20 protein-coding genes and 1 pseudogene are annotated in these 23,408 nt (G+C 60.3%); 16 read left to right on the top strand and 5 right to left on the bottom strand.

Annotated elements, in window-relative coordinates:
• Nucleotides 1-4: 4 nt before the first annotated feature.
• From BJF92_RS20130 to BJF92_RS20100, 8 genes are all read left to right on the top strand, one after another.
• Nucleotides 5-1,207 carry a DNA cytosine methyltransferase gene (locus tag BJF92_RS20130; protein WP_075636533.1) on the top strand — a complete coding sequence of 401 codons (1,203 nt, stop codon included), beginning with the start codon at nucleotides 5-7 and terminating at the stop codon, nucleotides 1,205-1,207.
• Between the two features lie 253 nt (nucleotides 1,208-1,460).
• Nucleotides 1,461-2,090, top strand: a complete 630-nt coding sequence (locus BJF92_RS20125; RefSeq protein ID WP_075636532.1) for a hypothetical protein — start codon at nucleotides 1,461-1,463, stop codon at nucleotides 2,088-2,090.
• 99 nt (nucleotides 2,091-2,189) lie between these two features.
• The gene (locus BJF92_RS20120; protein ID WP_075636531.1) at nucleotides 2,190-2,507 is read left to right on the top strand and encodes a hypothetical protein; all 318 of its coding nucleotides are present in this window, start codon (nucleotides 2,190-2,192) and stop codon (nucleotides 2,505-2,507) included.
• Nucleotides 2,507-2,743: a hypothetical protein gene (locus BJF92_RS20115; RefSeq protein WP_075636530.1), complete on the top strand. Its 237-nt coding sequence runs from the start codon at nucleotides 2,507-2,509 to the stop codon at nucleotides 2,741-2,743. Before BJF92_RS20120 ends, BJF92_RS20115 begins: the two co-directional genes overlap by 1 nt.
• A 117-nt stretch (nucleotides 2,744-2,860) precedes the next feature.
• Nucleotides 2,861-3,178: a hypothetical protein gene (locus BJF92_RS20110; protein WP_075636529.1), complete on the top strand. Its 318-nt coding sequence runs from the start codon at nucleotides 2,861-2,863 to the stop codon at nucleotides 3,176-3,178.
• Nucleotides 3,179-3,517: 339 nt separating this feature from the next.
• Nucleotides 3,518-4,426, top strand: coding sequence for a glycosyl hydrolase 108 family protein (locus BJF92_RS20105; RefSeq protein ID WP_078058286.1), 909 nt, complete (start codon nucleotides 3,518-3,520; stop codon nucleotides 4,424-4,426).
• Entirely contained in the window at nucleotides 4,423-4,581 is a 159-nt protein-coding gene (locus BJF92_RS25655) for a hypothetical protein (RefSeq protein WP_158032255.1), read from the top strand. The genes BJF92_RS20105 and BJF92_RS25655 overlap by 4 nt, the downstream gene beginning before the upstream one ends.
• Before the next feature lie 85 nt (nucleotides 4,582-4,666).
• A complete protein-coding gene (locus BJF92_RS20100; RefSeq protein WP_075636527.1) occupies nucleotides 4,667-4,921 on the top strand; it encodes a hypothetical protein in 255 nt (84 codons plus the stop codon).
• A gap of 203 nt (nucleotides 4,922-5,124) precedes the next feature.
• On the opposite strand, the gene BJF92_RS20095 is transcribed toward BJF92_RS20100, so the two are convergent.
• Entirely contained in the window at nucleotides 5,125-5,508 is a 384-nt protein-coding gene (locus tag BJF92_RS20095) for a hypothetical protein (protein WP_075636526.1), read from the bottom strand.
• Between the two features lie 35 nt (nucleotides 5,509-5,543).
• On the opposite strand from BJF92_RS20095, the gene BJF92_RS20090 reads away from it, so the two are divergent.
• The 7 genes from BJF92_RS20090 to BJF92_RS20055 all read left to right on the top strand — a co-directional run bounded on the left by BJF92_RS20090 (nucleotide 5,544) and on the right by BJF92_RS20055 (nucleotide 16,529).
• Complete coding sequence (locus tag BJF92_RS20090; protein WP_143524118.1) at nucleotides 5,544-6,518, top strand: hypothetical protein; 975 nt, start codon at nucleotides 5,544-5,546, stop codon at nucleotides 6,516-6,518.
• Between the two features lie 528 nt (nucleotides 6,519-7,046).
• On the top strand, nucleotides 7,047-7,862 hold the full coding sequence (locus tag BJF92_RS20080; protein WP_143524117.1) for a hypothetical protein: 816 nt from the start codon (nucleotides 7,047-7,049) through the stop codon (nucleotides 7,860-7,862).
• A 59-nt stretch (nucleotides 7,863-7,921) separates the two neighbouring features.
• Nucleotides 7,922-9,058 (top strand): hypothetical protein, encoded by a 1,137-nt coding sequence (locus BJF92_RS20075; protein WP_143524116.1) that lies wholly within the window; start codon nucleotides 7,922-7,924, stop codon nucleotides 9,056-9,058.
• A gap of 366 nt (nucleotides 9,059-9,424) precedes the next feature.
• The gene (locus BJF92_RS20070) at nucleotides 9,425-10,600 is read left to right on the top strand and encodes an SIR2 family NAD-dependent protein deacylase (RefSeq protein ID WP_198931572.1); all 1,176 of its coding nucleotides are present in this window, start codon (nucleotides 9,425-9,427) and stop codon (nucleotides 10,598-10,600) included.
• 56 nt (nucleotides 10,601-10,656) lie between these two features.
• Entirely contained in the window at nucleotides 10,657-12,384 is a 1,728-nt protein-coding gene (locus BJF92_RS20065) for an ATP-binding protein (protein WP_210187604.1), read from the top strand.
• On the top strand, nucleotides 12,385-12,597 hold the full coding sequence (locus tag BJF92_RS20060; protein ID WP_037093944.1) for a KTSC domain-containing protein: 213 nt from the start codon (nucleotides 12,385-12,387) through the stop codon (nucleotides 12,595-12,597).
• Nucleotides 12,598-12,695: 98 nt separating this feature from the next.
• Nucleotides 12,696-16,529, top strand: a complete 3,834-nt coding sequence (locus BJF92_RS20055) for an nSTAND3 domain-containing NTPase (RefSeq protein WP_075636523.1) — start codon at nucleotides 12,696-12,698, stop codon at nucleotides 16,527-16,529.
• 565 nt (nucleotides 16,530-17,094) lie between these two features.
• On the opposite strand, the gene BJF92_RS20050 is transcribed toward BJF92_RS20055, so the two are convergent.
• Both BJF92_RS20050 and BJF92_RS20045 read right to left on the bottom strand, forming a co-directional pair.
• Complete coding sequence (locus BJF92_RS20050; protein WP_037093929.1) at nucleotides 17,095-18,417, bottom strand: NtaA/DmoA family FMN-dependent monooxygenase; 1,323 nt, start codon at nucleotides 18,415-18,417, stop codon at nucleotides 17,095-17,097.
• 140 nt (nucleotides 18,418-18,557) lie between these two features.
• The gene (locus BJF92_RS20045) at nucleotides 18,558-19,655 is read right to left on the bottom strand and encodes an alkene reductase (RefSeq protein ID WP_075636522.1); all 1,098 of its coding nucleotides are present in this window, start codon (nucleotides 19,653-19,655) and stop codon (nucleotides 18,558-18,560) included.
• A gap of 108 nt (nucleotides 19,656-19,763) precedes the next feature.
• On the opposite strand from BJF92_RS20045, the gene BJF92_RS20040 reads away from it, so the two are divergent.
• Nucleotides 19,764-20,672: a LysR family transcriptional regulator gene (locus tag BJF92_RS20040; RefSeq protein ID WP_037093923.1), complete on the top strand. Its 909-nt coding sequence runs from the start codon at nucleotides 19,764-19,766 to the stop codon at nucleotides 20,670-20,672.
• 619 nt (nucleotides 20,673-21,291) lie between these two features.
• On the opposite strand, the pseudogene BJF92_RS24790 reads toward BJF92_RS20040, so the two are convergent.
• Nucleotides 21,292-22,349: pseudogene (locus tag BJF92_RS24790) on the bottom strand (IS630 family transposase).
• Nucleotides 22,350-22,432: 83 nt separating this feature from the next.
• On the bottom strand, nucleotides 22,433-23,305 hold the full coding sequence (locus BJF92_RS20025) for a LysR substrate-binding domain-containing protein (protein ID WP_075636521.1): 873 nt from the start codon (nucleotides 23,303-23,305) through the stop codon (nucleotides 22,433-22,435).
• Nucleotides 23,306-23,408: the final 103 nt, after the last annotated feature.

The following is a 23,408-nucleotide window of genomic DNA, read 5'->3' as shown; positions in this document are numbered from 1 at the left end:
TTCGATGCGAGTGGTGGAACTGTTCTGCGGAGCGGGCGGGATGTCGATCGGATTCAAACAGGCGGGGTTCGAGATCGTCCACGCGCTCGATGCGTGGCCAGAGGCGGTCGAGGTCTACCGCCGCAATGTCGGCCGGCATGCATGGGTGGCTGACCTCAAGAACATCGCCGAGGTCGCGCCGATCCTCTTCGGCCTGCGCCCCGACGTCATCGCGGGCGGCCCGCCGTGCCAGGACTACAGCTCCGCGGGCGGGCGTCAGGAAGGAGATCGGGCTGGTCTCACAGCCGCATATGCGATGCTCATCGCTATCGTCAGGCCTGAGTGGATCGTCATGGAGAACGTGCCTGGCGCCCTGAAGTCGAAGGCGTGGCAGCAGGCCGAGGCGATCCTCCGTAACGCGGGCTATGGATTCACGATCCAGCTTCTGGATGCCGCGTTCTACGGCGTCGGCCAAACCCGCGAACGACTGATCGTCGTCGGCCGCCTCGGCGAGGAAGACGGTTTCCTGACGGACGCGCTTGTCGCCGCGGCATCACGGAGGCCGACGACTGCACGGGATGTTCTCGGTGACGCCATCGGCGATCGGTTCTACGTCCACCCCCGCTACATGCACAAGAAACGCATCTGGTCGGCAGACGAACCCGCGCCGACCGTCCGCTCGACATATGCTCGCCGAGTTCCCCCAGACTACGTACCGATCTCAACGGATGCCCAGGGTGACGGTGCTCCATCCGAATTGACGCGAGACCTCGTCGCCGCACTGCAGGGGTTCCCAGCCGATTTCGACTGGTCGTCGTGCGGCCTAGAGGACCGAGACCGCATGGGAGGAAACGCGGTACCCGTTCCGCTGGCCCGCGCCATCGCGACTGTCATCCTGCAGCGCCATCGCGGCGAGACCCAGCCCGCTCTGGAGAGAGATTTCTCTTCGTGGCTCCGAGACCGAGGCCATGCTCCTTCGACGGTCGAGGATGTCCGAGCAAAGGCGAACCGGGCGCGGCGCCTTCTGGGTGGCCGCATCATGTCTGAGATCGCGGCCGAGGTAGCGAAGCTGGAGGGAGCGGCAGCGTTTCAGGAGCTTCCGGCGAAGACGCAGAGCGCCCTGCGAGTTGCACTTCGTCTGCACGCGGAGTTCCGTCAGGAACGGCGGCAGGCACCGTTGAAGAAGGCCGTAAAGGCTAGGAAGACAAGCGCCAAGAAAGCGGCATGAACGTAAGTCCACGAGATCATCCAGCGGCCGGTCATTGATCCGGCCGTTTTCTTTCTCTGGCGTAAAAAAGTTCGTTGACCTTCCCTAGGCATTCCGAGTTCTTTGTAATTTGCAAAGTACAAGTAATTGAATTCCCTGTATTTCCTCTTGCGCCATGTCCGCCGAGGACACATCCTCTATTCATCGGGAGCGAACGCAACCGGTGTCGGAGGGAACCCGGCACGCCATGAAATGAGAAACAGGGAGAAACAACATGACGCGATTTTCCACCTTTGAAATCGTCTCGCTCGACGGGGCCCTCGCTCTGCAGCAGGTCGACCACACGGAGTTGGTCGAGATCGAGATCGCCGCCGTCTATGGCGAGAGAGAAGCGGTCCTCCGGGTCGGACTCGTCGACCTCAACGACAGCAACTTGGCAGCATGGGTGGACTGCGACGTCGAGGCGGTCCGGGCAGAGATGCAGGAGTGGCTCGACGCATACATGACACTGCGCCTAGTTGTCGACTACTACGCACACCCCAGCGAGTGTTCCTCGCTCAACCGCATTCTGCGTAAGCTACTCGCTAAACGCGATGCGTTCCTCGCCGGAGACTATGTGCCGCTTTCTTCTCGCTGGCAGGTCTACTGGTCCTCCGAGAACGAGCAGGGCAGCTACGACGGCGGCGCGTACGACACGCTTCCCGATGCGCAGCAAGCTGCACGGGAACTGGCCGTCAAGCTCCTCGGACAGTGCACCGATGACGAGCAGTGCGAGGGCATCCTCAGCGGGACAATGGATATCCTCCCGATGGTCGGCACCGACGGACGAGATGGAGAGGTCGTCGGCGATTGGATTCAGACCCCCGTCACCGAAGTTGTCAGCACACATCTTCTCGCAGCCTGATGCCCCGCCTTGTCCCCTCCGGCAGCCGGAGGGGACAGAGAGCGACATCGCTCCCGATGCCGGGCGGCTCCCGGCCAAGAACTCCAGAGGAGACACTACATGTCGAAAAAAATGGCCTTCAGCAACTTTCACGTCGCCGACTACGACGATCTCGCGATCATCTCCTGCTGCGTCGAGATCGACGGCGATCAGTTCAAAGCGAGCGAGCTGTACTGCCCGAACCGGGACATCCTTGAGACGGGTCCGGAATCACTCTTGACCACGTTGGGTCTTTACCGGCCGGACGGCACAGGGTGGCCCTTTCTCCTCCTTACCAAAGATCTCGAAGAGGAGCTTGAGGCAACCGCTATCGAGGAGGCTATCATCGCCCAGATGCGAAGCTTCCTTGACAGCAGATCCTTGAACGAGGCCGCGTGATGGACAACCGCAAGCGAGATTTCATCACTCTCGCGGACCGGCTCCGGCTCGACCGCGAGGAACTGGCCGCATTCGTCGGACGTCCAGCCGCCACCGTTAAGGCCTGGCGGTCTCCGTCGCACCCGGCGACACCGCCGCAGCTCGTCGTCGACCTGCTCCGGGGGGAAGTCCTCGATCGCATCAGGAAGGAAGTCCGGGCGCAGGGATACGATCTCATCCGGCAGAGCGCAGCATGACCCAGCACATGCCTCACGGCGTCTCCCGTTATAGAACGGGGGACATCGGGCGGCATACCCCCGTTCCCCGCCGGAACGGCAACCAGCGGCCGGAGAGCCGAGAGAAGGAGACTACCAATGCAGATTGAGGACATCCTCCTGGAAGACGGAAAGGCAGTCGTCGCATTGACCGGCGGCATCATCATCGAGGCGGACTACGTTCGGCACGAGAGCGTAGCGCACAGCGGTGTTGTTGTTGAGGACCCGCGGGTGTCGCGCGCCGTGGCACTGCTTTCGAGCGGCTCAGCGGAAGACAGAAAACTGTCGTCCGCTGTCAGGCGCCTGATCGAGGCAGCGGTCGAGATCAACGCTTCAGCAAGCCCTTCGGATGCCGTCCGGAAGGATTCAGACGGTCGGGTCAGCGGTGAGTATCGTATGAGTTTGAGGCATTCCTGAGAAACGCTGATGCTGGGGCGGTCCTTAAAGCCGCTGCCACTTCTCCCGATGCCCTCCGGTACCTGCCTGTCGGAGGCTCCTTCGTCGTGGCCGGCATCGAGAACGGCCTTCACGGTTACCAGGGCACGAACGGCAGTTCCTCTTCGACGACAAGCATGCGCAAGATGGGTACAGGATCACGGCAGAGCACAGTCACACTCCGCAGATCGCGGGAGGCGTCTACCGCGGCGGGGTTTCCGGAAAACTGAACCGCGGCTTTAATGTCGGCCCGACCACGGAAGCCCACACCGTGCTGTATTCCTACGGCGCACGGGCCTTGCTCATCTTGCATCCGGACGGATGCCACCGCGCCTGCGCCGATCGCCAGACGCGGTCCGGCAATCAGTACATGGAACTGCCGGAGGCATCGTAGTCGGGTCGCCGCTGCGCTGTAACGAAATAGCAGAAACGTTACAGCCGAAGCTGCCCAGCGCAGACCAACCGGCGCTTCTCGCTTTCATCTCCATCCCCGACAAAGTCTGGATTCAACAAGGAGCCGACGACGGTCGCCTGGACATACCCGCTTGCTATCGCGGACCTGAAGATTTCGGAATGTGGCTACGTAAACCATCCCAAGGATCCGGCCGAGAAACGAACTTCGGCGTGACGCAGGCCGTCTATGACGAGTACCGTGCATCGAGGGGACTGCCCAAGAGATCCGTCAAGCTGATCACGGAGGCCGAGGTCGCCGAGATCTACCAGACCCGCTACAATGAACTGCCCGCAGGCATCGACTACGCAACCTTCGACGCGGCGGTGAACCGGGCGTGTCTCGTGGCTCGAAATGGCTGCAGAAGGCACTGCGCGTCGGCCAGGACGTCGTTCGTCTCCGGCCTCGTAACCTTCAAGGTGTTTGGCAGGGGCTGGCTCTCCCGTATCGCAAGAGTCGAGGCCAAGAGCGTGAAAATGGCGATGGAGAAGCGCGGAACCTCTGCCGCATCCCAGAATGTCGCGTTCGACATCGAGTCCGATGTGGCATCGAAGAACGCAAAGTCTGCCGCAACGACCTCGAAGGTGTCCGGTGCGGGCGCTGGTGGTTCAGCCTATCAAGTGGACTGGTCGAACATCACGGCGCTCGAATCCGCCGTCCTCATCCTTGTCGCTGTCGGCTTTGTCGGCCTCGCGTTCTACCTCATTCACCGTTCGCGGCAGGAGAAGGCTCGCGCCGACGCCTATGCCGCCATCGCTTCAGAAGGAGCAACAGCATGAACCCGAGGTTCTCCGATCTCATCAAGACGCTGATCACGATCGGCGCAACCATGGTGCTCGCCGACACCAAGCTTTCGCCGGACGACATCAACGCTCGCCGGCGCGGCCGCCATTCTCGTGACGTTCGGGTACGCCGCCTACGAGCGGACGGGTGAAGGCTGGCGGTTTGGCAGGAAGAAGTTTCAGCCAGGCGAAGAGGTCGTCGAGGGCGGATAGACGTGGGTCTGCAAGGGGTAAATCATGCTGACGGCCGTCCTCACCTGGTTCTCCACGACCATCGGCAAGACCGTCGCCAAGTGGATGTGGTTCGCGGCGGTCGCCGCGGCCGTCTACTGGAAGATCCACGCAGACGGCGCCGCGGCCGAACGATCGAAGCGAATTGCGGACGACATCGCCGCGCAGAAGGATCGGGAGACGATCGATGACAAAGTTCGCCAGATGGACAACGCTGCTTTTGACCGCGAGCTGTCTCGCTGGGTGCGTCACGACGGCTGACGGCTGTTCCGGAACACGCCCCATTAGACCGTCGCCGTCCGACATCATGACGATGTCTCCGGAGACGAAGCGGGAGGTTCTCCAACACAACCTCTGGGGTGCCCGGCACTGTGGCTGGCAGCCCTAGTCCAAAACTAGGACTATCCGAACCAGATTTTGGTCCACCAGCAGTGCCCCGCCATAGTGACATCATGCTTTGTGGTTCAGTTCACACGGACGACCTGCCCGATGCCCAGCGCGGCCAGCACCTCGTTCTGCTCGAGTTGCGACACAAAGGGTGTGTTGCAAGGGTTCCAGAAATCGGCCATCTCGTCGGTGGGCGCATACTGCTTCAGATGGGCGGTGATCAACAGCAAGGAGTCATTGAAGTGCTCCTTCGGTGTTGATGTGGGAGTGGTACTTTTCAGGCCGTAGGACATCGCGGGCCGAGCCGAACCTACCAGGCCGGAGATCAAGATGTCCGTGTCGAACGCACCACCGCCGTCGTCGTGAATGAGGATCGAGCACGATCGCCCTTCCTTCGTCTTGACGATGATTTCGTGGACGTCGCGCCATGACGACATTGTAAGGACGGTATTCTCGGACATGTTGCCTCCCTGTGGGCCTCGGCTATTGTTGCGCGATGGTGGATAGCGACTACACATACTCCGTCGACGATTGCGATGTCCAAGACAAGGTGAAGCTGCGCACGTTCCGCGAAAAGCGGCGGCAGTGGAAGGACTGGCTTGACGACGATCCTGACCATGCGATCTGGAGGACGGTTCAGGAGCTGATCTGGCGCGATGTGCAGTTCGCGACGATCGGACAGCTCGCGAAGGACAATCCAGAAGGACCACTGAACACCAGTTTGATAGCCGAGTCGCTGATCGGCGGGCACGTTGCGCAGCAGGTGCTTGCGATCCGCCGGCTTATGGACAAGGGACGAAACCGCATTTCGCTGTACCGTCTGGTCGTTGACGTGAGATCTAACAGAGAACTTCTCACTCGTGAGAACATCGTCTGCTTCGACGGTCTCCCCTTCGATCATGAGGCGGTGGAGGCAAGAGAATGGGCGGAGATGACGCCGGGCGTCAGATGGGGACACACCACCGGGCCTCGGGCTTGGTCGACATCCGAGCGACTTCACAGGAAGTTCGACAGGGTATCCGGCCACCATCACCCTAACAGGAGCCGTAGTGACACGATCCCGAAGGCGACCTTGTCAGGACTTGAACAACTGTTGCTTTCTAGCGGAGCGGCTAGGATAGCGGAATGGAGCCACGCCTATCTGGCGCATGCCGGAGCACCTTTCGATCGCGAAGCTGTCAAGAGCGTTGCCATCGCCAACGGCACCGTCGCCGCCGCCATTCGAGACCTCGCTCTGATCACGGAGTACGTCTCGTCCCAGATCCTATGGATCGGCGGTTATCGAGGAGCTCTTATGCCGACGCCGCAGTTCGATGTGTTCGAAAAGCTTGAGAACCCTGTCGCCGACGACGCGGGGCAACAGGAAGCGGCTCTGGTCTGGGAGCGCAAGCGTCGCGAATGGGACGATGCACTCGAAGGCGTCGATGAGCTTCTTGCCCGAGAAGAAGCCGCCAATCCGCCGGGGATTTGAGATCGCGCTCCCACCGACAATAATCCTCCTGGGAACACGGGAGGAATTTAATGATTTCCATTGATATGAGGTCGCTCCACGACCTGAACGAAGTCTAAGCCGCTATCGACCAGCTCCAGAAGGTTAAGTCGAGGCTCCAGCGGGAGCAGGAGCTCCAGCAGGCCCGCGATGCATTCCGTCATTCGATGGACTCTTTCGGAACATGGCTTGGCGGCATCGCGGGAGAGGTCGCGAAGGCGGCTGAGAAGATTTCGGAGCGCCATGGTGCTGGGGCCGGAGAGAATTCGCCAGTTACTCCGATCGCGTTCTCTATCAACGATGGACCCGCCATTGTCGCGCACACGAAGGATGGCGATATCGCTGCGGTACTGGCCGCACAACAGAGACGGTCCAGCATCTATTCAGCGCAGATCGTGAATGCTCAAGGGTAAGCGGTGTTTTCCTCGCACATTGACCAAGCTCGATTGGGCTTTCGAGAAATGCCGCTACCACATTGATGGCAAGAAGCGCCAATAGCGGACATTGAGAATGGAAGGCATCGGCTGGCCCCATCATTTTCGTCTGCTGCGTGTGATTGCACCGACTGCCACAACACTCATGCCGCCGCACATCTGTGTATCGTTCAGATCTTCATCAATCATCAGGCGAGTCCAGCTTCTCGACCGTTGTATCAGAAGTAGTTACTTAGTTTCGAGGGCTGCAACATCATTATTCCGGGAACAATATGGGCGGAACATGCCGATAGATTTCAACGCGATCCTAGACGAGAATCTGGGTATGGAGCTGCCGCCGAAGATGCGGCGGTTCCTGACGCCACGGAAAAATCCCGGTGCCTATGGCCAGTCCTGGGGCTACTACGCCTTCGCCTTCGATCGTGCCTTCGAGATCATGGCGGAGGATTACTGCCGGCGCTATCCTTCGCAGGAATACCTCCTCATCCCACTGATGCAGCTCGCGCGTCACAGCATGGAGCTTGCACTTAAGCATGCCTTGAATGAGTGCACCTTTTTTGCGAACGCACCGTTGAAGACTGACGGTCACAGCCTCATCGTGCTCTATGACCGGCTGAATGACTTCCTCTTGGAAAAGGGTATGATTGAGGGCGATGACGAGTGGTCGATACATGTCCGCAAGGTCATAGTTCATATCAATAAGGTCGATCCTACCGGGGAAGTATTTCGCTACCCGACGGCTCTTGGAGGCGATCCATTCGAAGCAATGGATATCGATCTGAAAGGATTGATCGAAGCCCACCATCATATAACCTCACTGGCTGACGCGACCGTCACTATGTTGCAGGACGTTGGAAATTATCCATCCGAGAGAGACTGGTATTCTATCTGAATTCAGGCGTCAGAATGTTGCCGATCGGTTCGAGTTACTGGAGTGAACAGGGGGATTTCATGAGTGATATTGAATGGCGCTGGGTATCCGCCGGGTTCATCTCAGGTGGGGGCACTTCCGAGAAGGAACCCCACTTCAAGAAAGACTGGGTAAGTTTCTTGATTGAGGTCACCGAATTTGAACTCACATACATGCTGCGAGCCAACGACCGTGGCTATGACGATCTTCCAGAGTTTCCCCTGTCGCACCATGGGATGGAAGACATCAAGGCGGCGCAGGCGGAACGCATTACGCCGATTTTGAACGACGGGCACTACATCAGGGGCAAGGGAAAGATCGTTGATGACAACATCATGTGGTCGAACTTCGCCAAGGGCACGCCGGGCGGGGACAAAGACGAGACGATCAACCAGACCTTCAGCGAGGTTGAGTTTACAATCTGGCCGGGCGACCGGTTCGGCGAGCTGAGAGTCAGCCGTCCGGAATACCGGGATGAGCCTTATCGGTTGCTGGCCAACCTACAACTGCCCCAAACCCGCATCGACAGTCTAGCAGAAATGGCTCACCGCTATGGTGCAGATGCGAGGATGAAAATCAGTCTGCTGGCTTCTCTCTTCTACTACCGAAACGGATACAGCGAGTACGCCAGCACCTATCTCATGCCAGCGATGGGCGCAAATAATGCCGAAGCCGTGATTTCCCACGCCTCTGTGACGCCCGCTGACAGGAATGAAGCCGAGCATAACCTGCTGATGGCAACATATGAGCAGCGGCGCACCACGATGCTCCAAGCGTTCAGCAACGGGTCGGAAAACATCCACAAGGCTCTCGCTTACGCCTATCAGGAGAGGATGGCGCCAACGCGGAATCGTTCAGAGCTGGAAAAGCTGCGGCGACCAGATCCGTTTGAGGCAGTCTACGCCATTCCATCAGCCGCCGTGGAAGCGGCCGAAGCATTCATCGTACATAATTGGGATAACGATGCCCCCGAGAAGATCGCCTTCCCCCGGATAGAGGAAGCAATGGCTCCATATCGCCTACGGCGGTGGCAGGTCGGTAGCATCCTTCAATACTTTTGGCTCTCGCGTCTATTCCTGAAACCCGAGGTGCTTGCAGCGGTGCGAATAGATGTGCCCTTCGAATGCGGTGGGATTGGGGAGGATTTCAAACCCTCGGACGTCGTTCTCGACTGCTGAGCACTCTAACAAGCCTCTAGTTCCCAAAGAGAGTCTGATAGTCGTTCTGGACTGGCCTACCTGCCGATACGTCTTTGCGAGCGAGAAAGTCCGCTTTGGGGCCGCAAGTTGACCGGCTGCTTTTAGCGCTCTTATTGCTTTAGCGGACGCGATAATCACTCCTAGCGCTGGCCTTCAAGCGGGCTGTCTCTCTGCCTTCAGGCATTTCAGAAATTGCTGGTCGACCACAATCTGAGTAAATTGTGCTCGTTCAGTATGGTGTGGTGTGATTTTTGAAAGAATCAATTTATCGTTGAGAGTAAGAAAGTGCCGTAGTCGTTATGAGGTACTATGCCAAGCGAGATCGTACACAATCCAGATCAATACATGACGGCACTCCGCACGATTATCGCCGGAGGCCGGAAGAGGATCGGACTACTGCTGGGCGCCGGCGCTTCGGCAGGAATGAAGAAAGCGGATGGAACCTATCCCCTGATCCCGGCAGTCGCCGGTTTGACCAAACTTGTCCTTGATGAACTCGAGAAAGATTTTGGGAAGCAGATCGCAGAGCTGATGAAGGAGCTCGCGCCCAAAAACGACATCGAGTCTCTCCTGTCCAGGATTAGGTCGCTTGCGAAGGTGATAGGGCCGGCCAAGATCCATGAGTTGGACGGACCGGGATATGCACAGTTTGGCGAGCGCGTGTGCGAGGAGATCGGGAAGGTCGTCACAGTAACATTGCCGGCGAGCGGCTCCGCCTACAGCGACATCGTGACATGGATCACCGGCGCCGGTCGTGATAATCCTATTGAGATCTTCACGACGAACTACGATCTGCTGCTCGAGGAAGCGTTCGAGCGCGTGCGCGCGCCGTACTTCGACGGCTTCACGGGCGGTCGTGAGCCCTTCTTCGACCCGGTCACGGTCTCCAACAACGACCTCCCTGCAAGATGGACGCGTCTCTGGAAGCTGCACGGGTCGCTGGGGTGGTGCTCTAACAGCAAGGACGAGGTGATCCGCTCCGGGAAGGACAACGCGCGGCACCTCGTTTTCCCCGAGCACCTCAAGTATGAGCAGACCCAAAAGGCACCTTACGCAGCTCTCCTCGACAGGCTGCGCGCCTTCCTCGCCACGCCGGACACGCTGCTGATCTCGATCGGATTCTCGTTCGCCGACGCTCATATCTCGGCGCGAATCGATGAGGGGCTCGCGGCAAACCCATCCGCGAGCGTGTTTGCGTTCCAGTTCCAGAAGCTTGCCAACGAGACCTGCGCTAGAGAGCTCGGTCGCCGACTGCCCAACTTCAGCGTCTATGCGCGCGACGCGGCGTTGGTGAATGGTTCAGAGGGCCCGTGGCGTGTTCCTTCGGAGCTACCCTCAAAGGACTGGGGACCAATCCGGTCCTCGTACTGGTCGGAACCGCTAGGGGGCGGCCCGCATGAGTTCACGCTCGGAGCGATCGAGCCGTTCGCGCGATTCTTCTCCGCATCACGTTCCACACAGGTCTTCGTTACACCGGCCGCACCCCCTGCGGCGGCCGCGCCCGTCTCCACGGTGGCGTGATGAGTGCACCAACTCTTCTCGGCCACGTAGGAGCCGTTGCAGGCGCGACAATTAACGTGCGACAGTTCGAGGGAACCGCCTCAGGTATCGCTATAATTGGCGGCCGCAGTTACCGCATCGGCCAGGTCGGCAGTTTCGTCCGTATCCCGCAGGGCTATCACGACCTGTACGGTATCATCTCTGATGTCGGTGCTACGGCCACGCCTGAGACACTGGTCGACAGCGGAGCCAGAGGGGACCGCTGGATTAAGGTGCAACTCGTTGGCGAGGTTTTGGAGGCGACATTCGAGCGCGGGATCAGCCAGTATCCCGCAATCAACGACCAGGTGCACCTCGTAGTCGAGGAGGATCTCGCCCGCATCTACGGCACTGCCGACACGGGTCAGGTGACCATCGGCAGATTGTCGGGAGCTGAGAGCATCCCCGTCCGTGTCGATCTGGACAAGCTCGTGACCCGCCACTCCGCGGTGTTGGGGTCGACAGGCGCTGGCAAGTCGACAACGGTCACAAGCCTGCTACGCTCACTTTCGGTCGGCCAGGGTGACCACTCGGGTTTTTCGAACGCGCGGGTGCTGCTGATGGACATCCACGGCGAGTACGGCCGCGCGCTTGGCGAGGTCGCCAAAGTCTTTCGCGTTAACCCGCTAGAGAATGAGGAGCGCCTCTACGTTCCCTATTGGGCACTCAATCTCGATGACCTGCTGACCTTCCTGCTCGGCAAGACCGAGGAGAAGGCACTAACGGCGATTCAGGACCGCATTCTTAGAGCAAAAACAGCAGTCTCGGCCCAGATGAACTATCCTGGTGTCGATGCCAACTCGCTGACCGCCGACAGCCCTCTACCATTTAGCCTGAAATCGCTTTGGTTCCACCTGATCGACCCAGAAATCAAGACGTGGATGGAGAACACTCAGCAGAACTCGGCTCAGACCGCTCCGGGCGATGCCGAAACACTTACGGCGCCTACCTATCCACTGCCTGGTCAAGGCAATACGCCGCCGTTCGCAAACAAGACAAACGTGCTGTCAATCCGGCGACAGCTCGAACAGTTCCGGTCACGGCTACTGGATCGACAGTACGACTTCATGCTCCACCCTGGGCCTTGGGAACCGAGCCTCGACGGGGCTCCGCAGAACGACCTGCCCCAACTGCTCGAGAGCTGGCTCGGGCACGACAGACCGATCACGGTGCTGGATTTGTCGGGCGTGCCAAGCTCGACCCTTATGCGACTGATTGGAGGCATCCTGAACATCATCTACGAGGCCCTCTTCTGGAGCCGCGAGATGCCTGAGGGCGGGCGGGCACGCCCCCTACTCGTAGTTATGGAGGAGGCACATCGCTACCTAGGCCGGGACGACGCCAACCTTGCGCGGGATGCCGTCCAGCGCATTGTTAAGGAGGGCCGCAAGTTCGGCCTCGGCGCGATGATCGTGAGCCAACGCCCGTCCGAGATCGACGAGACCATTCTCTCCCAGTGCGGTACGTTCTTCTCGCTGCGCCTCTCCAACTCGTCGGACCGCAGCAAGGTTCAGGCCGCCCTGCCTGACAGCCTGAGCGGCATCGTGGACAGCTTGCCTGTGCTTCGTACGGGCGAAGCTGTAATCACCGGCGAGGCTGCAAAGCTGCCTGTGCGATGCAGGATTACGCTTCCCGAGGAAGGCAAGCGGCCTACTAGCGAGGATCCGCGCGTTGCACACAACTGGAGTAAGGAACGCGGCAACGAGAATTACGTGAACGTCACGGCTGCGTGGCGATCACAGAACCCACGATGGACGGAGGAATGAATGGAACGACAGCCAGTAAGCTCGTCGAGTTTGGCTTCGGTGGGCTATGACCCAGGTTCGGAGACACTTGAGGTGGAGTTCGTCGCTACCGGCAAGGTGTACGAATATTACAACGTCCCTCAGTTCATGTACGAGCGGCTGGTGGAAGCCTCTTCTATCGGACAATTCTTCAATGCTGAGATCAGAAACGCCTATCCATGCAACCCGATCTGATTGGAGAGTTCTAGCCGATCTCGTTGGGTGCATTGAACTGCCGATTCCCGCATACGGTCAGTTCGAGCGCGCCACGAAGTCGGCCGGATAGCGACTCCATGTCGATAGCGATCACCGCACCGCAGAAATTCGCGTTTCAAGACCTGGTCTGCATCGAGATCATGCTGCGGTTCTGCGGGCACGACGATGCCACACTGCTTGTCGAGCCTGACGGCGGCGAGGACGCCGAACTGAGGTTCACCGCTTATGGCCGGCCGGTCCACTGCGAGATCCAGGTGAAAGGCGCAGCGGGCACGGTTGCGCTCGCCGACGTCGCCGCATGCCTCGCCCATGCACCGCCGCGGCGCACTGCGCCGACGCTCCTCGAGCGTGTGATCAGCAATTCTGATCGTCTCGTCCTCCTCGTGATGACCGGCCGCGCCGATGATGCGAGCGCGGTCTATCGCGGTTCAAGCACCTGGCATGGCGAGCAGCACACCGTGTCGCGCATCAAAGCCACAGACGCCGCAGAGCTGCTCGCCGCCTTCGCCATCGCAGAAGTGGCGGGCAGCGACGGCGGCGCGCTTTACGCCAAACGACAAGCGCACAACGCGGCGTTCGCCGCATCGGCAGACCTCGCAGCCATCCGTGAGGCCCTCCGTCGAACCCTTATCTTCGACCAGACGGACGAGGACGGGCTAGAGACGCGTTGCGCGGAGCGCCTCAGGCGCGACCACGGGATCCCCAGTGACCGCACAGCGGCGGTCCTGCTCGAGCTACGCGCCGCAATCGGCGAGGCCAAGACGAATAAGACGGACGCCTTCCCCCTGCTGCGGAGCATCCTCGCGCGGGCCTCACCACCGTCAATCTGCCCGACCGATTATCTTGCGAGGGGCGACGAAGCCGCTCTCGTCGACGCTCTCTCGCGGGACAACGTCCTCTTGTTGTCCGGGACGCCCAGGGTCGGCAAGAGCTACACGGCCCGCTATGTCGCGGCGGAATTCACCCCGCACGGCTACGACGTGCAGGAATTCGTCGACGTGGAATCGGCGGAGCGCTTCCTGCTCGAACCGGGAGCAGCGCCGCGGCTCGCGCTTCTTGATGACCCCCTCGGGGGTTCGCAAGTCGAGGCGCAGGCGACCCGATCGCTGGCGCGTCTCTCCAAGCTGATCGACCGCACCCGCCCGCAGCGCAAGCTCCTCGTCGCGCAAGGGCTCGAACCGCTGCTCGCGACCAGCCGAACAGCATCGCTCGCCCAGACCATCACGGCGCAACGGCGCTGGCGCGACATCGGCGACCTCGAAGCGGCGTTTCTGGCCAGCCTTTGGCAAGCGCTGGTGGCGACCTTCGCGATTGACGACGCGCTTGCCGCGCGCGTGACCGACGCGCTCGTGACCGGCGAATTGGTGCTGGAGCCCGGCTGTCTCGAGCACCTTGCCGCCAACGCCGATCGCCTCCGCCTGGCAGCGTCGATCGCCGATATCACTCGCTTGGCCCGTGAAGACGCCGCCCAACTCGGCCAGATGCTCGCTGCCGACGGGCTGGAAGACCTCGCGGTCAGCCTGGCGGTGGCGACCGCGCCGCGCGAGCCGATCAAGCTTTCCGACCTGGCTTATGTGCGCGGCAGCGGCGGCGCGGGCCTGCCAGGCAAGCGCACGGCACTGGGCACGATAATTGCGATCGGCGGCCCGCCGATCCTACCCGCGACCGCTCCCGCCTATGATGAGCCTCCCAAGCTCGCCGTCGCCGACCAGACGGGCCTCGACGACCTCGAACGCCGACGGCTCGTCACAATCGACGCAAAGCCGACCGTCGGCTTCGCGCATCCCTTCTACCGCGCCGCGGCCGAGACGCTGCTTGAGGCGCCTACCCATCACGCCGCACAAGCCATCGGTCACGCGTTACAACGCGGGCTGTTCTGCCTGTCGCCGCACACTTCGCGCGCCACCGCGCGCAATCTCGACTGGATCTTCGACCGCCTCCAAGCGCGTCCGACCGCGCGTGCGTCCCTCGTTGAGCAGGCCACCGAGGGGCTGCGCTCGTTCTTCCCAGCGACGCGCGATCTCTGCTTCGGCTTCCTTGTCAACCGTCTGTCCGACCTACCCGCCGAAACCCAGCGAGAGCTGCCGAGATGGATTAGTTCGGTCACGTCGGTGACGCTCGACGACGTCGAATGGAGCGACGGCGAGGCGCATCTTCCCTATGGCGAGCAGCTTGGGACCGACTATTTCGAACGCGCCTTCCGGATCGTCCACCGCCGCGAGGTCGCGGCCGAACTGGCCCTACTCGACGCGCCCGAGGGCTTGGTCGGCCCCGAGCGCGCCGCCGCCGTCCTGCGCTTCCTGGCCGCCTCTCCCGAGGCCATGACCCTCACAATGGCTGGGCGCCTGCTTAGCTACGACGAGGCGGCGTTGCGGGCCGAGGCGACAAAACTCTGGTTGAGCCGACCACGAACAGGTGACGACGAGATCCTCGACCGAATCTTCGCCGACGATCATCCAAGCGGCGCGCTCGCCGCGCTGAAGGGCACCGTACTGGGCTGGGAAGCCAGCACAGCCGATCGGCGGGCGCGGCACCTCGACGGTCTCGCGACTCTCGCACACAACGTCGCAGCCGCGGCCGCGATGCTCGACTTTCTCGTCGTCTTCGATCGCGAAGAACATACCGGCGAGCACCCGCCCTGGCCGATCTTCGAGCGGCTCATGCCCATCGTAATGGCGGCCCTGCCGCACAACGCCGCGTTCATCGACGCCAGACTGTTTGCCGTCGCACGCAGCGCCCTGGGCGCGCTGTCGCCGACATCGCTCGTCGCTCTCTGCGACGGTTGGATCGACTGGCTGGAGCGCAACGAGCGTGCCGGGCGCTTGCCGAGCGAGTTCTCGCTCGGTGTCGCGGAGATCCTGCTGCAGGCGACAGCGGCGGAGCCGGAACGCCGTGAAACCCTGGTCACGCGCTTGCTCGACTTCACGGGAACCGGCGCAAAGATCACCTTCATAGCCGACCTCATCGACCACTGGTCGCTGCTGCGTGACGACGAACGCGCCGCGGTATTTGAGCGCCTGAAAAGCGGCCGCTCGGATGATCGCTGGCTTCAGGCCGTCACCTTGACGCGCTCGGAGGTCCCCGACGCGGTCGTCGTGACGCTGCTCCCCGAGGGCATCGACCTTTCACAGCCGCCCACGCGATTGATCGACATGGCGCCGCCCTCACTGATTGAGGCTGCGATCCATGTCTACTGCGGTCAGCCTCAGCCCTTGTGGTGGCTCGGCACGCATCACAGCGGCGAGGCCGTCTGGGAACCGGTTGTGGAGATCATCGCGTGCCGGCCTGACCACCCGCTATTCGAGCTCGCGTGGGATCACATCACTTATAACGGCGACGGCAAGCGTGTGGCGCGCATCGTCGGTGCCCTTGGCGCGACGAACGCTGAACGCACGCTGGGCGTTATGCTAAGGCTCAAGGTGAGGTGCACCGGCAATTTCATGCCGGAGGCCTGGGCAACGCTGCTCCGCCTCGCCGCCGACTCGGACGAATATGAACTGTGGCTCGACCGGATGGCCGAGGCGTCGCCCGCGATTCTCGACGACATTTACGATCTGAGAGATTGGCTGAGCGACGATGGCGATCTCCACGGCATGCTGGACCGACTCCAGAACGATTTTCGGCCCTTGGAGATGGCCAAGATCGTCTTCGATCCGCCCCACGATGTCGACGCCCGCGAGATGCAGGACAACGCTGTCAAGGTGCTGGCATTCTTGGTCCATGAGCGCCCGCCGCTGCTGTTCGGCACCTGCGATCGCCTGCTCAGGTGGCTCGAGCACGCAACGGTCGACACGGCCGAGCTCGTCACCCTGCTTCGCGAGCGGCGCGCAGCAATATTTGCCGAGCGCGAGGCTATTGAACAAGCGATGAATCAGCCAGACCCGCAGCTCGACGGCTGGATCGATCCCTAGCTAAGTTCTGGTCGCCGCCACGACGGCGACAATATCATTTCGCCGCCGCGTTCACGTCCCTTGCGATTTCAGAGCAGCCCGCCATCAGAGCATCGAGGGGCGCGGCCTCATCCAACACAGGCCGTCCCCGGCCATCGGCTCGTCTGATCAGTCCGGAATTGCGGCACGGTGTGTGCGGACGCCGAGCCAGGTCGCGGACGGCGCCTGACTTTGTGCACGCCCGGCAGCGTCACGATCGAGTTTGCGCCCGTCTAGGATAGCGGCAGCGTGCCCGCTTCTTGCACCGGCCTTCTCCAATACTGCCAGTCTGCTTTCGGCCATTCTGTCGTGCTGGATGCCAATGGGTCGAGCGATGAATCTCTGCTCTATGTTGGAAAGCCGACATGAAGAGATCCAGGCTGAAATGACGGGTTTGTGCCAAAGTGGGTCGAAGCCAACGCAGCATCGGGAGATGAAAGAACGGCAGGTTTTGGGATCGACCGCACAATCGGTGAACGGCTGAATTGAGGGCGCGAAGCGGAAATCATTTCCGCTGTCGGGCCCTTACCGGACATCAGCGCCGCGCTCAGCCCAGCACACGTGTATCAGTACCGTATTGGGCGGGTGCACCGAGATGATGACGTAGGGTGTGCCCCTCATAGTCGCGATGGAACAACCCGCGCTCCTGCAAGATTGGGACGACGCCGTCCACGAAGGCGTCGATCCCGTCCTCGAACACGTCTGGGACTACCCAGAAGCCATCGGCGGCATCAGCTTCAAACCATGCCTGCATGAAGTCGGCAATTTCGATAGAGGGTCCTGCGATGGCTGGGTGAAACTCGATCACTCCGTGCGCCAGTACATCGCGCAAGTTCCAGCCTTCGCGAGCGACCTGCAATGCATAGACCGAGCGAGGGTCAGCCGGGGATGGGCGGGCTGCGGCCAGTTGCTCAGGAGACAACGGTGCGTCGAGACTAGCGGATTCGAGCCGCAGCCCAAGCATCTGCCCCAGGTAGACGACGCGGTCGGCGAAAGTGTGTTCCGTTAGCAGGATACGGCGGTCGAGCCCCGCACGCCTGTCCGACGCGACCGTCGTCATGATGCCAGCGAAGTACTTTATCTCGTCCGGGTCGCGCCCTGCACGTTGAGCAGCCGCCCTTAGCTCGGAGCGCTGGTGGCGGGCATCCTCCATCGTCTGGGGTGCCCCCATCACGCCGGTGGCATAACGTCCGGCTACTTCCAGCCCGTTCCCACCGCCACCTGCCTGAAAGATTACCGGTTGCCCCTGTTCGGAGGGCGGGAGCGGCAACGGCCCGCGTGCACCGACATGCCGCCCGCTTAGATTGATTGGCTTGATCTTCGCGGGATCGGCAAACTGACCGGAGGCTGTGTCGAGCACCCAGGCATCCCGTTCCCAGCTTCCCCATAGAGCCTGGACCAACTGGACGACCTCATGGAGCCGCTGGTATTTTTCCTCACGCGGAGGTAGCTGTCGGCCAAAATTGGCGGCGACAGCAGGGTCCCAGGAGGGCACGGCATTCCATCCCACCCGGCCGTGGCTCATGATGTCCAGTGTCTTGAACTGGCGTGCGAGGTTGTAGGGTTCGTTGAAGGTGGTCGATCCGGTGGCGACCAGACCGATCCGGTTGGTTTCACGGGCGATTGCGGCAAGTGTGAGCATAGGTTCAAGCGAAACCCAGGGAGCCTCCATGGCCACGTCACCCTTAAGCGCAGGGTAGTCGGGCAAGAACAGGAACTGGAACTTGCCCCGCTCGGCGGCCTGGGCGTAGCGCACCTGACTGTCGAAACTTGTGTAGTTTGCCGGATCGACCCAAGGCATCCGCCACGCGCTGTTTTGCGCACCATAGCCGTTGCCCAGGGCAACGCCGATCATCATCTGCTTGGTCATTGACCTCTCGCTTTTCCGCCCACGGAAGCACGCCGTGTACTCTTCGAAGCAATCGCCTGAGCTTTTCGTTTGCCGCGTTCTTCTATGCAAAAACGTCATGGCGCAGAAGCGCCATGAGCGGGTTCTACATTCGCCGGAACTCATCCGTGGAACGTCACGCTTTCCTCAATCGGTGCCTTGCCGATCCGATAGGTGTTCGCGGCATGAGTCGCGTCGGGATAGCCGAAGGAGATGCCGAACACCTTGTTCGGTGTGTTCAGAGGAAAGTTCTGCTGAAGGCGCTCTGCGAGGTCCGGATTGGCGATATAGTCGCGACCGAATGCCAGGGCGTCGGCATGACCGGACTCGATAAGTCGCTCCCCATCTTCCTTTGACATAAGTTCATTGGCTATGACCGGCCCCCCGAACCGACGCTTGATCTCACCGAGAAGGCTGTCTTCGGCTTCAATTTCGCGGACAAAAATGAAGGCAATCTTCCGTCTTGCCAGTTCGTCGGCGACGTACCCGAAAATTGCCTTGGGGTTGCTGTCCCCCATATCGTGTTCCTCGCCCCGAGGTCGAAGGTGCACGCCGACACGATCAGCGCCCCAAACCTCAGTCACTGCATCCGCAATCTCAAGGAGAAACCTAGCGCGGTTCTCGACTGTGCCACCGTAGCAATCGGTGCGCTTGTTGGTCTTGTCCTGTAGGAACTGATCAATCAGATAGCCATTGGCAGCATGCAACTCGACGCCATCAAAGTCAGCGGCCTTTGCTCGCTCCGCGCCCTGTCTAAAGTCCTCAACGATTCCCGGTATCTCATTCGTTTCCAAAGCCCGTGGAATAGGATGCGGCCTTTTCGGGCGTAGTCCCGAGACATGACCAGCGGCGGCGATTGCGCTCGGCGCTACGGGAAGTTGGCCATCGAGAAGTTCGGGGTCGGAGATGCGGCCCACGTGCCAGAGCTGCAGGAATATGCGACCATCGGCTTCGTGAACCTGCCGCGTGACGTGTTGCCAGCCTTGGACCTGGGCATCGTTCCAAATACCAGGCGTGCCCCAATATCCAACGCCTTGTGGGGACACAGAAGTCGCTTCGCTCAGAATCAATCCGGCACCAGCCCGTTGCCGATAGTATTCGGCCATCATCGCGTTGGGTACGCGCTCGACGCCGGAGCGCTTGCGTGTAAGCGGGGCCATGATAACGCGGTTCGGCAGCTCGAGAGCCCCAACCTTCAACGGATCGAACAAACGGGACATCGATATCTCCTGGTTTAGCGCAGATATGGCTCTGCTTCTGTCTGGAGACAATTGTCCTTCCGGTTGTCAGACTGTACACTTCAAGTCGTCAATTGGAGTGCCTGCAGAATGGCTATTACCAGCACCTTCGGTGGCGTAGAAATCTTTATCACCGTGGTGAAAGCCGGGTCGTTCACTGCGGCGGCGGCACAGTTTGGCATCACCAAGTCGGCCGTCGCCAAGTCGGTGGCCCAGTTGGAGGGTCGGCTTGGCGTCAAACTTCTGCATCGGACAACACGTCGGCTATCGTTGACGCCCGATGGTCAGGCCTACTTTGTGCAAGCCGAAGCCGCACTTGATCAGCTCCGGTCAGCAGAAGACCTCGCACGGTCCAAGGCCAGCGCGGTTAGAGGAATATTGCGGGTGGACATGCCAGTGGCGTTCGGCCGACGGATCGCCATGCCGATCCTATTGGATATCCTCAGGGCCCATCCCGGACTCCGTTTGGAGGCCAGCTTCTCTGATCGTATTATAGACCCTGTCGAGGATGGGGTAGACCTATGTCTGCGGTTCGGCGAGCTGCCTGACCGAACTGACATCTCTGCCCGACCGCTCGGAACACAGCGCCTCGTTCTCTGTGCAGCACCACGCTATCTTAGTGAAGCAGGGGCACCAACAAGCCTACGTGATCTACAAGACCACGCCTGTATCCTCGGAGGCAGGCCAGGCAGAGCCGCACCCTGGCGCTTCCTGGAGGAGGGCGGGCGCGTAAAGTCGCTTGATCCGCTGGCCGCTCACCTAGTGAGCGACGGAGAGGTGGTCATCGATATGGCGGTTGCTGGTTTCGGCTTATGCCAAATGCCACAGTCTCTCCTGCAGCCTTACATCGATGGGAAAGAATTGGTCGAGGTGCTGCCGGATCGGTGCCAGGTGCAATCGCCATTTAACGCTGTGTGGCCAACGACCCGTGCGATACTTCCCCGGATCCGGGTTGTTGTGGATGAGTTCGTTAGACGGGCCAACGCGAAAGCTCTTTAGCAGGCAGAAGATGACGAGTCCTACGTCTGCTTCCAGGTCAGCTCGTATCAAGACTGGCGGACCTGAATGGGGTGGCAACAGGTCCTTCATAATGCGTCGGCGGACGTCCGCTTATGGCGGATACTGTTGAAATACTCCCGTGGGCAGCTTCTCGTAAGCTTTAGCTGAAATGACATTGCTTAGAGGAAGCTCTGTACCCACTCTGCCGCAAATCCGTTTCAGTCAGCTAAGATCATCGGAAATCCATTCCGGACAGTCACGGCAGTGAGTTGTTTTGTCGACCCTCAGCGGAGTTTTTCAACACTATCGGCGTAAAGGCGACGTGACGCGGGCGCCGAGGCTATGTCTGCTTTTAGGCACGCACGACGACACGACAGCCTCTATGACCGACATGGAGGCGCATAGCGGAAATCATTTCCAGTCCGGGGCCGATGGCAGACTGACCGCTGCTAGGGCACCTACGCGAAGGCGGACATCGATGTATGACGGCGAGGTTTCAGCCGATGTCTACTTTCAGGCAGGCACACGAAGGCCTCGGGCGCGAAGCGGAGACGTTTCAGCAATCTGAACTTTGCGGAAACGAATATTGCGACGAAGGTATTATACCAACCGTCATTGATCAGAACCCTTGTGCCCATTTGCGTCTGCCGATCGACATGATCTTCCATGGTCGGTCCTGGAGTGTTCTCCAAGCGTAGCAGCAATGGTCGACGATATCCTCGTAGGACTTGAAGACGCGGTTTGAGAGCCAGTTGTCCCTCATGAACTGCCAGATGTTTTCGACCGGGTTCAGCTCGGGTGATTTGGGCGGCAGTGGCAGGATGGTGATGTTTTCTGGGACGACGAGATTGTTGGACATGTGCCATCCAGCCTGGTCCATGATGAGGACGGCATGTTCGTTATCTGCAACATTACGGGATATCGATCAGGTGCTGGTTCATGGCATGGGTGTCGCACCACGGCATGACGAGAGCGGCAGCCTTGCCCTGTTTGGGGCAGATGGAACCGAAGATATAGGCCGGCTTGGTTCGCTGGTCGTGTGGCGCAGACGGCCTTGTTCCCCGCTTGGCTCAGCGGCGGGTGATCTTGTTCTTCTGGCCTATACGAGCTTCGTCCTGAAACCAGACTTCGATCACTTTGCTCTTGGCGGGGCCGGCGGCAATTTCTGCCACAGCGGCGGGGAAGTTTTTTTAAAAGCCTCGGCCGCTTCGGCATCCTGAGCATGATGTCTTGGGCGAGCAGAGAGCTTGCGCTACCCCATGGCACGCACTTCGCGACCAAGGGCCTCCTGGCTCACCGAGATGCGGAACTCTTCCCAGAGCCATTGCGCCAGATCACACAGACGCCAACGAACGACGCCATCCAGTACGGTGTCGGTCCGCGCTCTATGGCTTGCGCCAAGGCCGCTCGCTGTTCGTCGTTCAGGAGAGAAGGCTTGCCCGAAGCCTTGCCATTGATCAGACCGTCTGGACCGCGATCGTTGAAGCGGACCACCCAGTCGCGCACGATCTGAACTGTCACGCTGCCAAGCCGGGCGGCATCGGCGCGCGAGCCGCCATCATAGATCGATGCAAGAGCCAGAAGCCGTCGCGCCTGATTGGCATCCCGTGTCTGGCGAGCCAGACGCCGCAACCTGGCCCCGTCGAAATCCGACCGCAATGAAAGCGCTGAACCCATCGCAACCTCCTGTTTGCAACAAAGATTCAGATTCGTCGGCTGCTGGGAATCCCCACGAGAGTCACATTCACTGAAGGTTGGTATTATTCCACCAGCGCCATCAGTGCCCGAACTTCGCGCCGTCTCATGTTCCGGGTCAAGCATGCGACGTGCTCAACGTAAACGTCGTTCAGCTCCATTATGGGCAGGCGGACAACGTTGCTTTCTGCCCGGCTGACCGCCAGTTCGAACATGAATCCTATTCCCAGTCCTTGGTGCACTGCCTCGTAGACCGCCTCACGCTCGCCGAGTGAGAGAGCTGGCTCAAGGTTTACGCCAGACTTCCTTATTGCCATGTTCAGCGCCGATTGCGTGAGAGATTGGTCGTTGCGAAAAATGAGTGGCTGATCGGCAAGTTCATGCAGCGAAAGGGGCTTGCCTCGCTTTGCCAGCGGGTGCCCGGCAGGCACCAGCGCGACCGCTCGCTGCTCCATGTACGGAATGCGCGTCAGGCTATCGTCGTCCGGTACGCCTGTCAGGATGATCGCGTCGCATTGTTGCTCATAAAGTGCCGTCGTGACCCGATGCCAGTTACCAAAATTGGCGGTAACCCGGACACCGGGGTAACGGCGCCTGAACTCGGAAATCAGCGCCATTGCCGGATTCGGAGCGCCGCACATGATGTTGAGTTCACCCGTCTTCAACGCGCTCGATGCACCCAGGATATCGGCGGCTACAGCCTCTATAACATGCAGCTCTTGTGTCTCCTGAAACAAGCTCTTGGCGAGTGGCGTCATCCTTGCACCGTCCCCCCTGCGCTCGAATAACAGCACGCCGTAGCTCTGTTCCAAAGCTTTGACCTGCGCCGTTATGGCAGGCTGACTGAGGCCGAGGCGACGCGCGGCAGACGAGAAACTGCCTTCCTTTGCAACCGCATTGAATGCTCGCAACTGGGCATAGCTAAGCTTGGAACGCATTGAGCCTCACGAAAAATGAGAGGTGTCTACCTGATGGGCGGTATAACCTGAATTTATAATGCGTCATTGTAATGTAAAATCTATGAAGTATCTGGCCAGCCAT

Source organism: Xaviernesmea rhizosphaerae (assembly GCF_001938945.1).
Taxonomy (GTDB): Bacteria; Pseudomonadota; Alphaproteobacteria; order Rhizobiales; family Rhizobiaceae; genus Xaviernesmea; species Xaviernesmea rhizosphaerae.
This window is presented reverse-complemented; position numbering and strand designations above follow the sequence as displayed.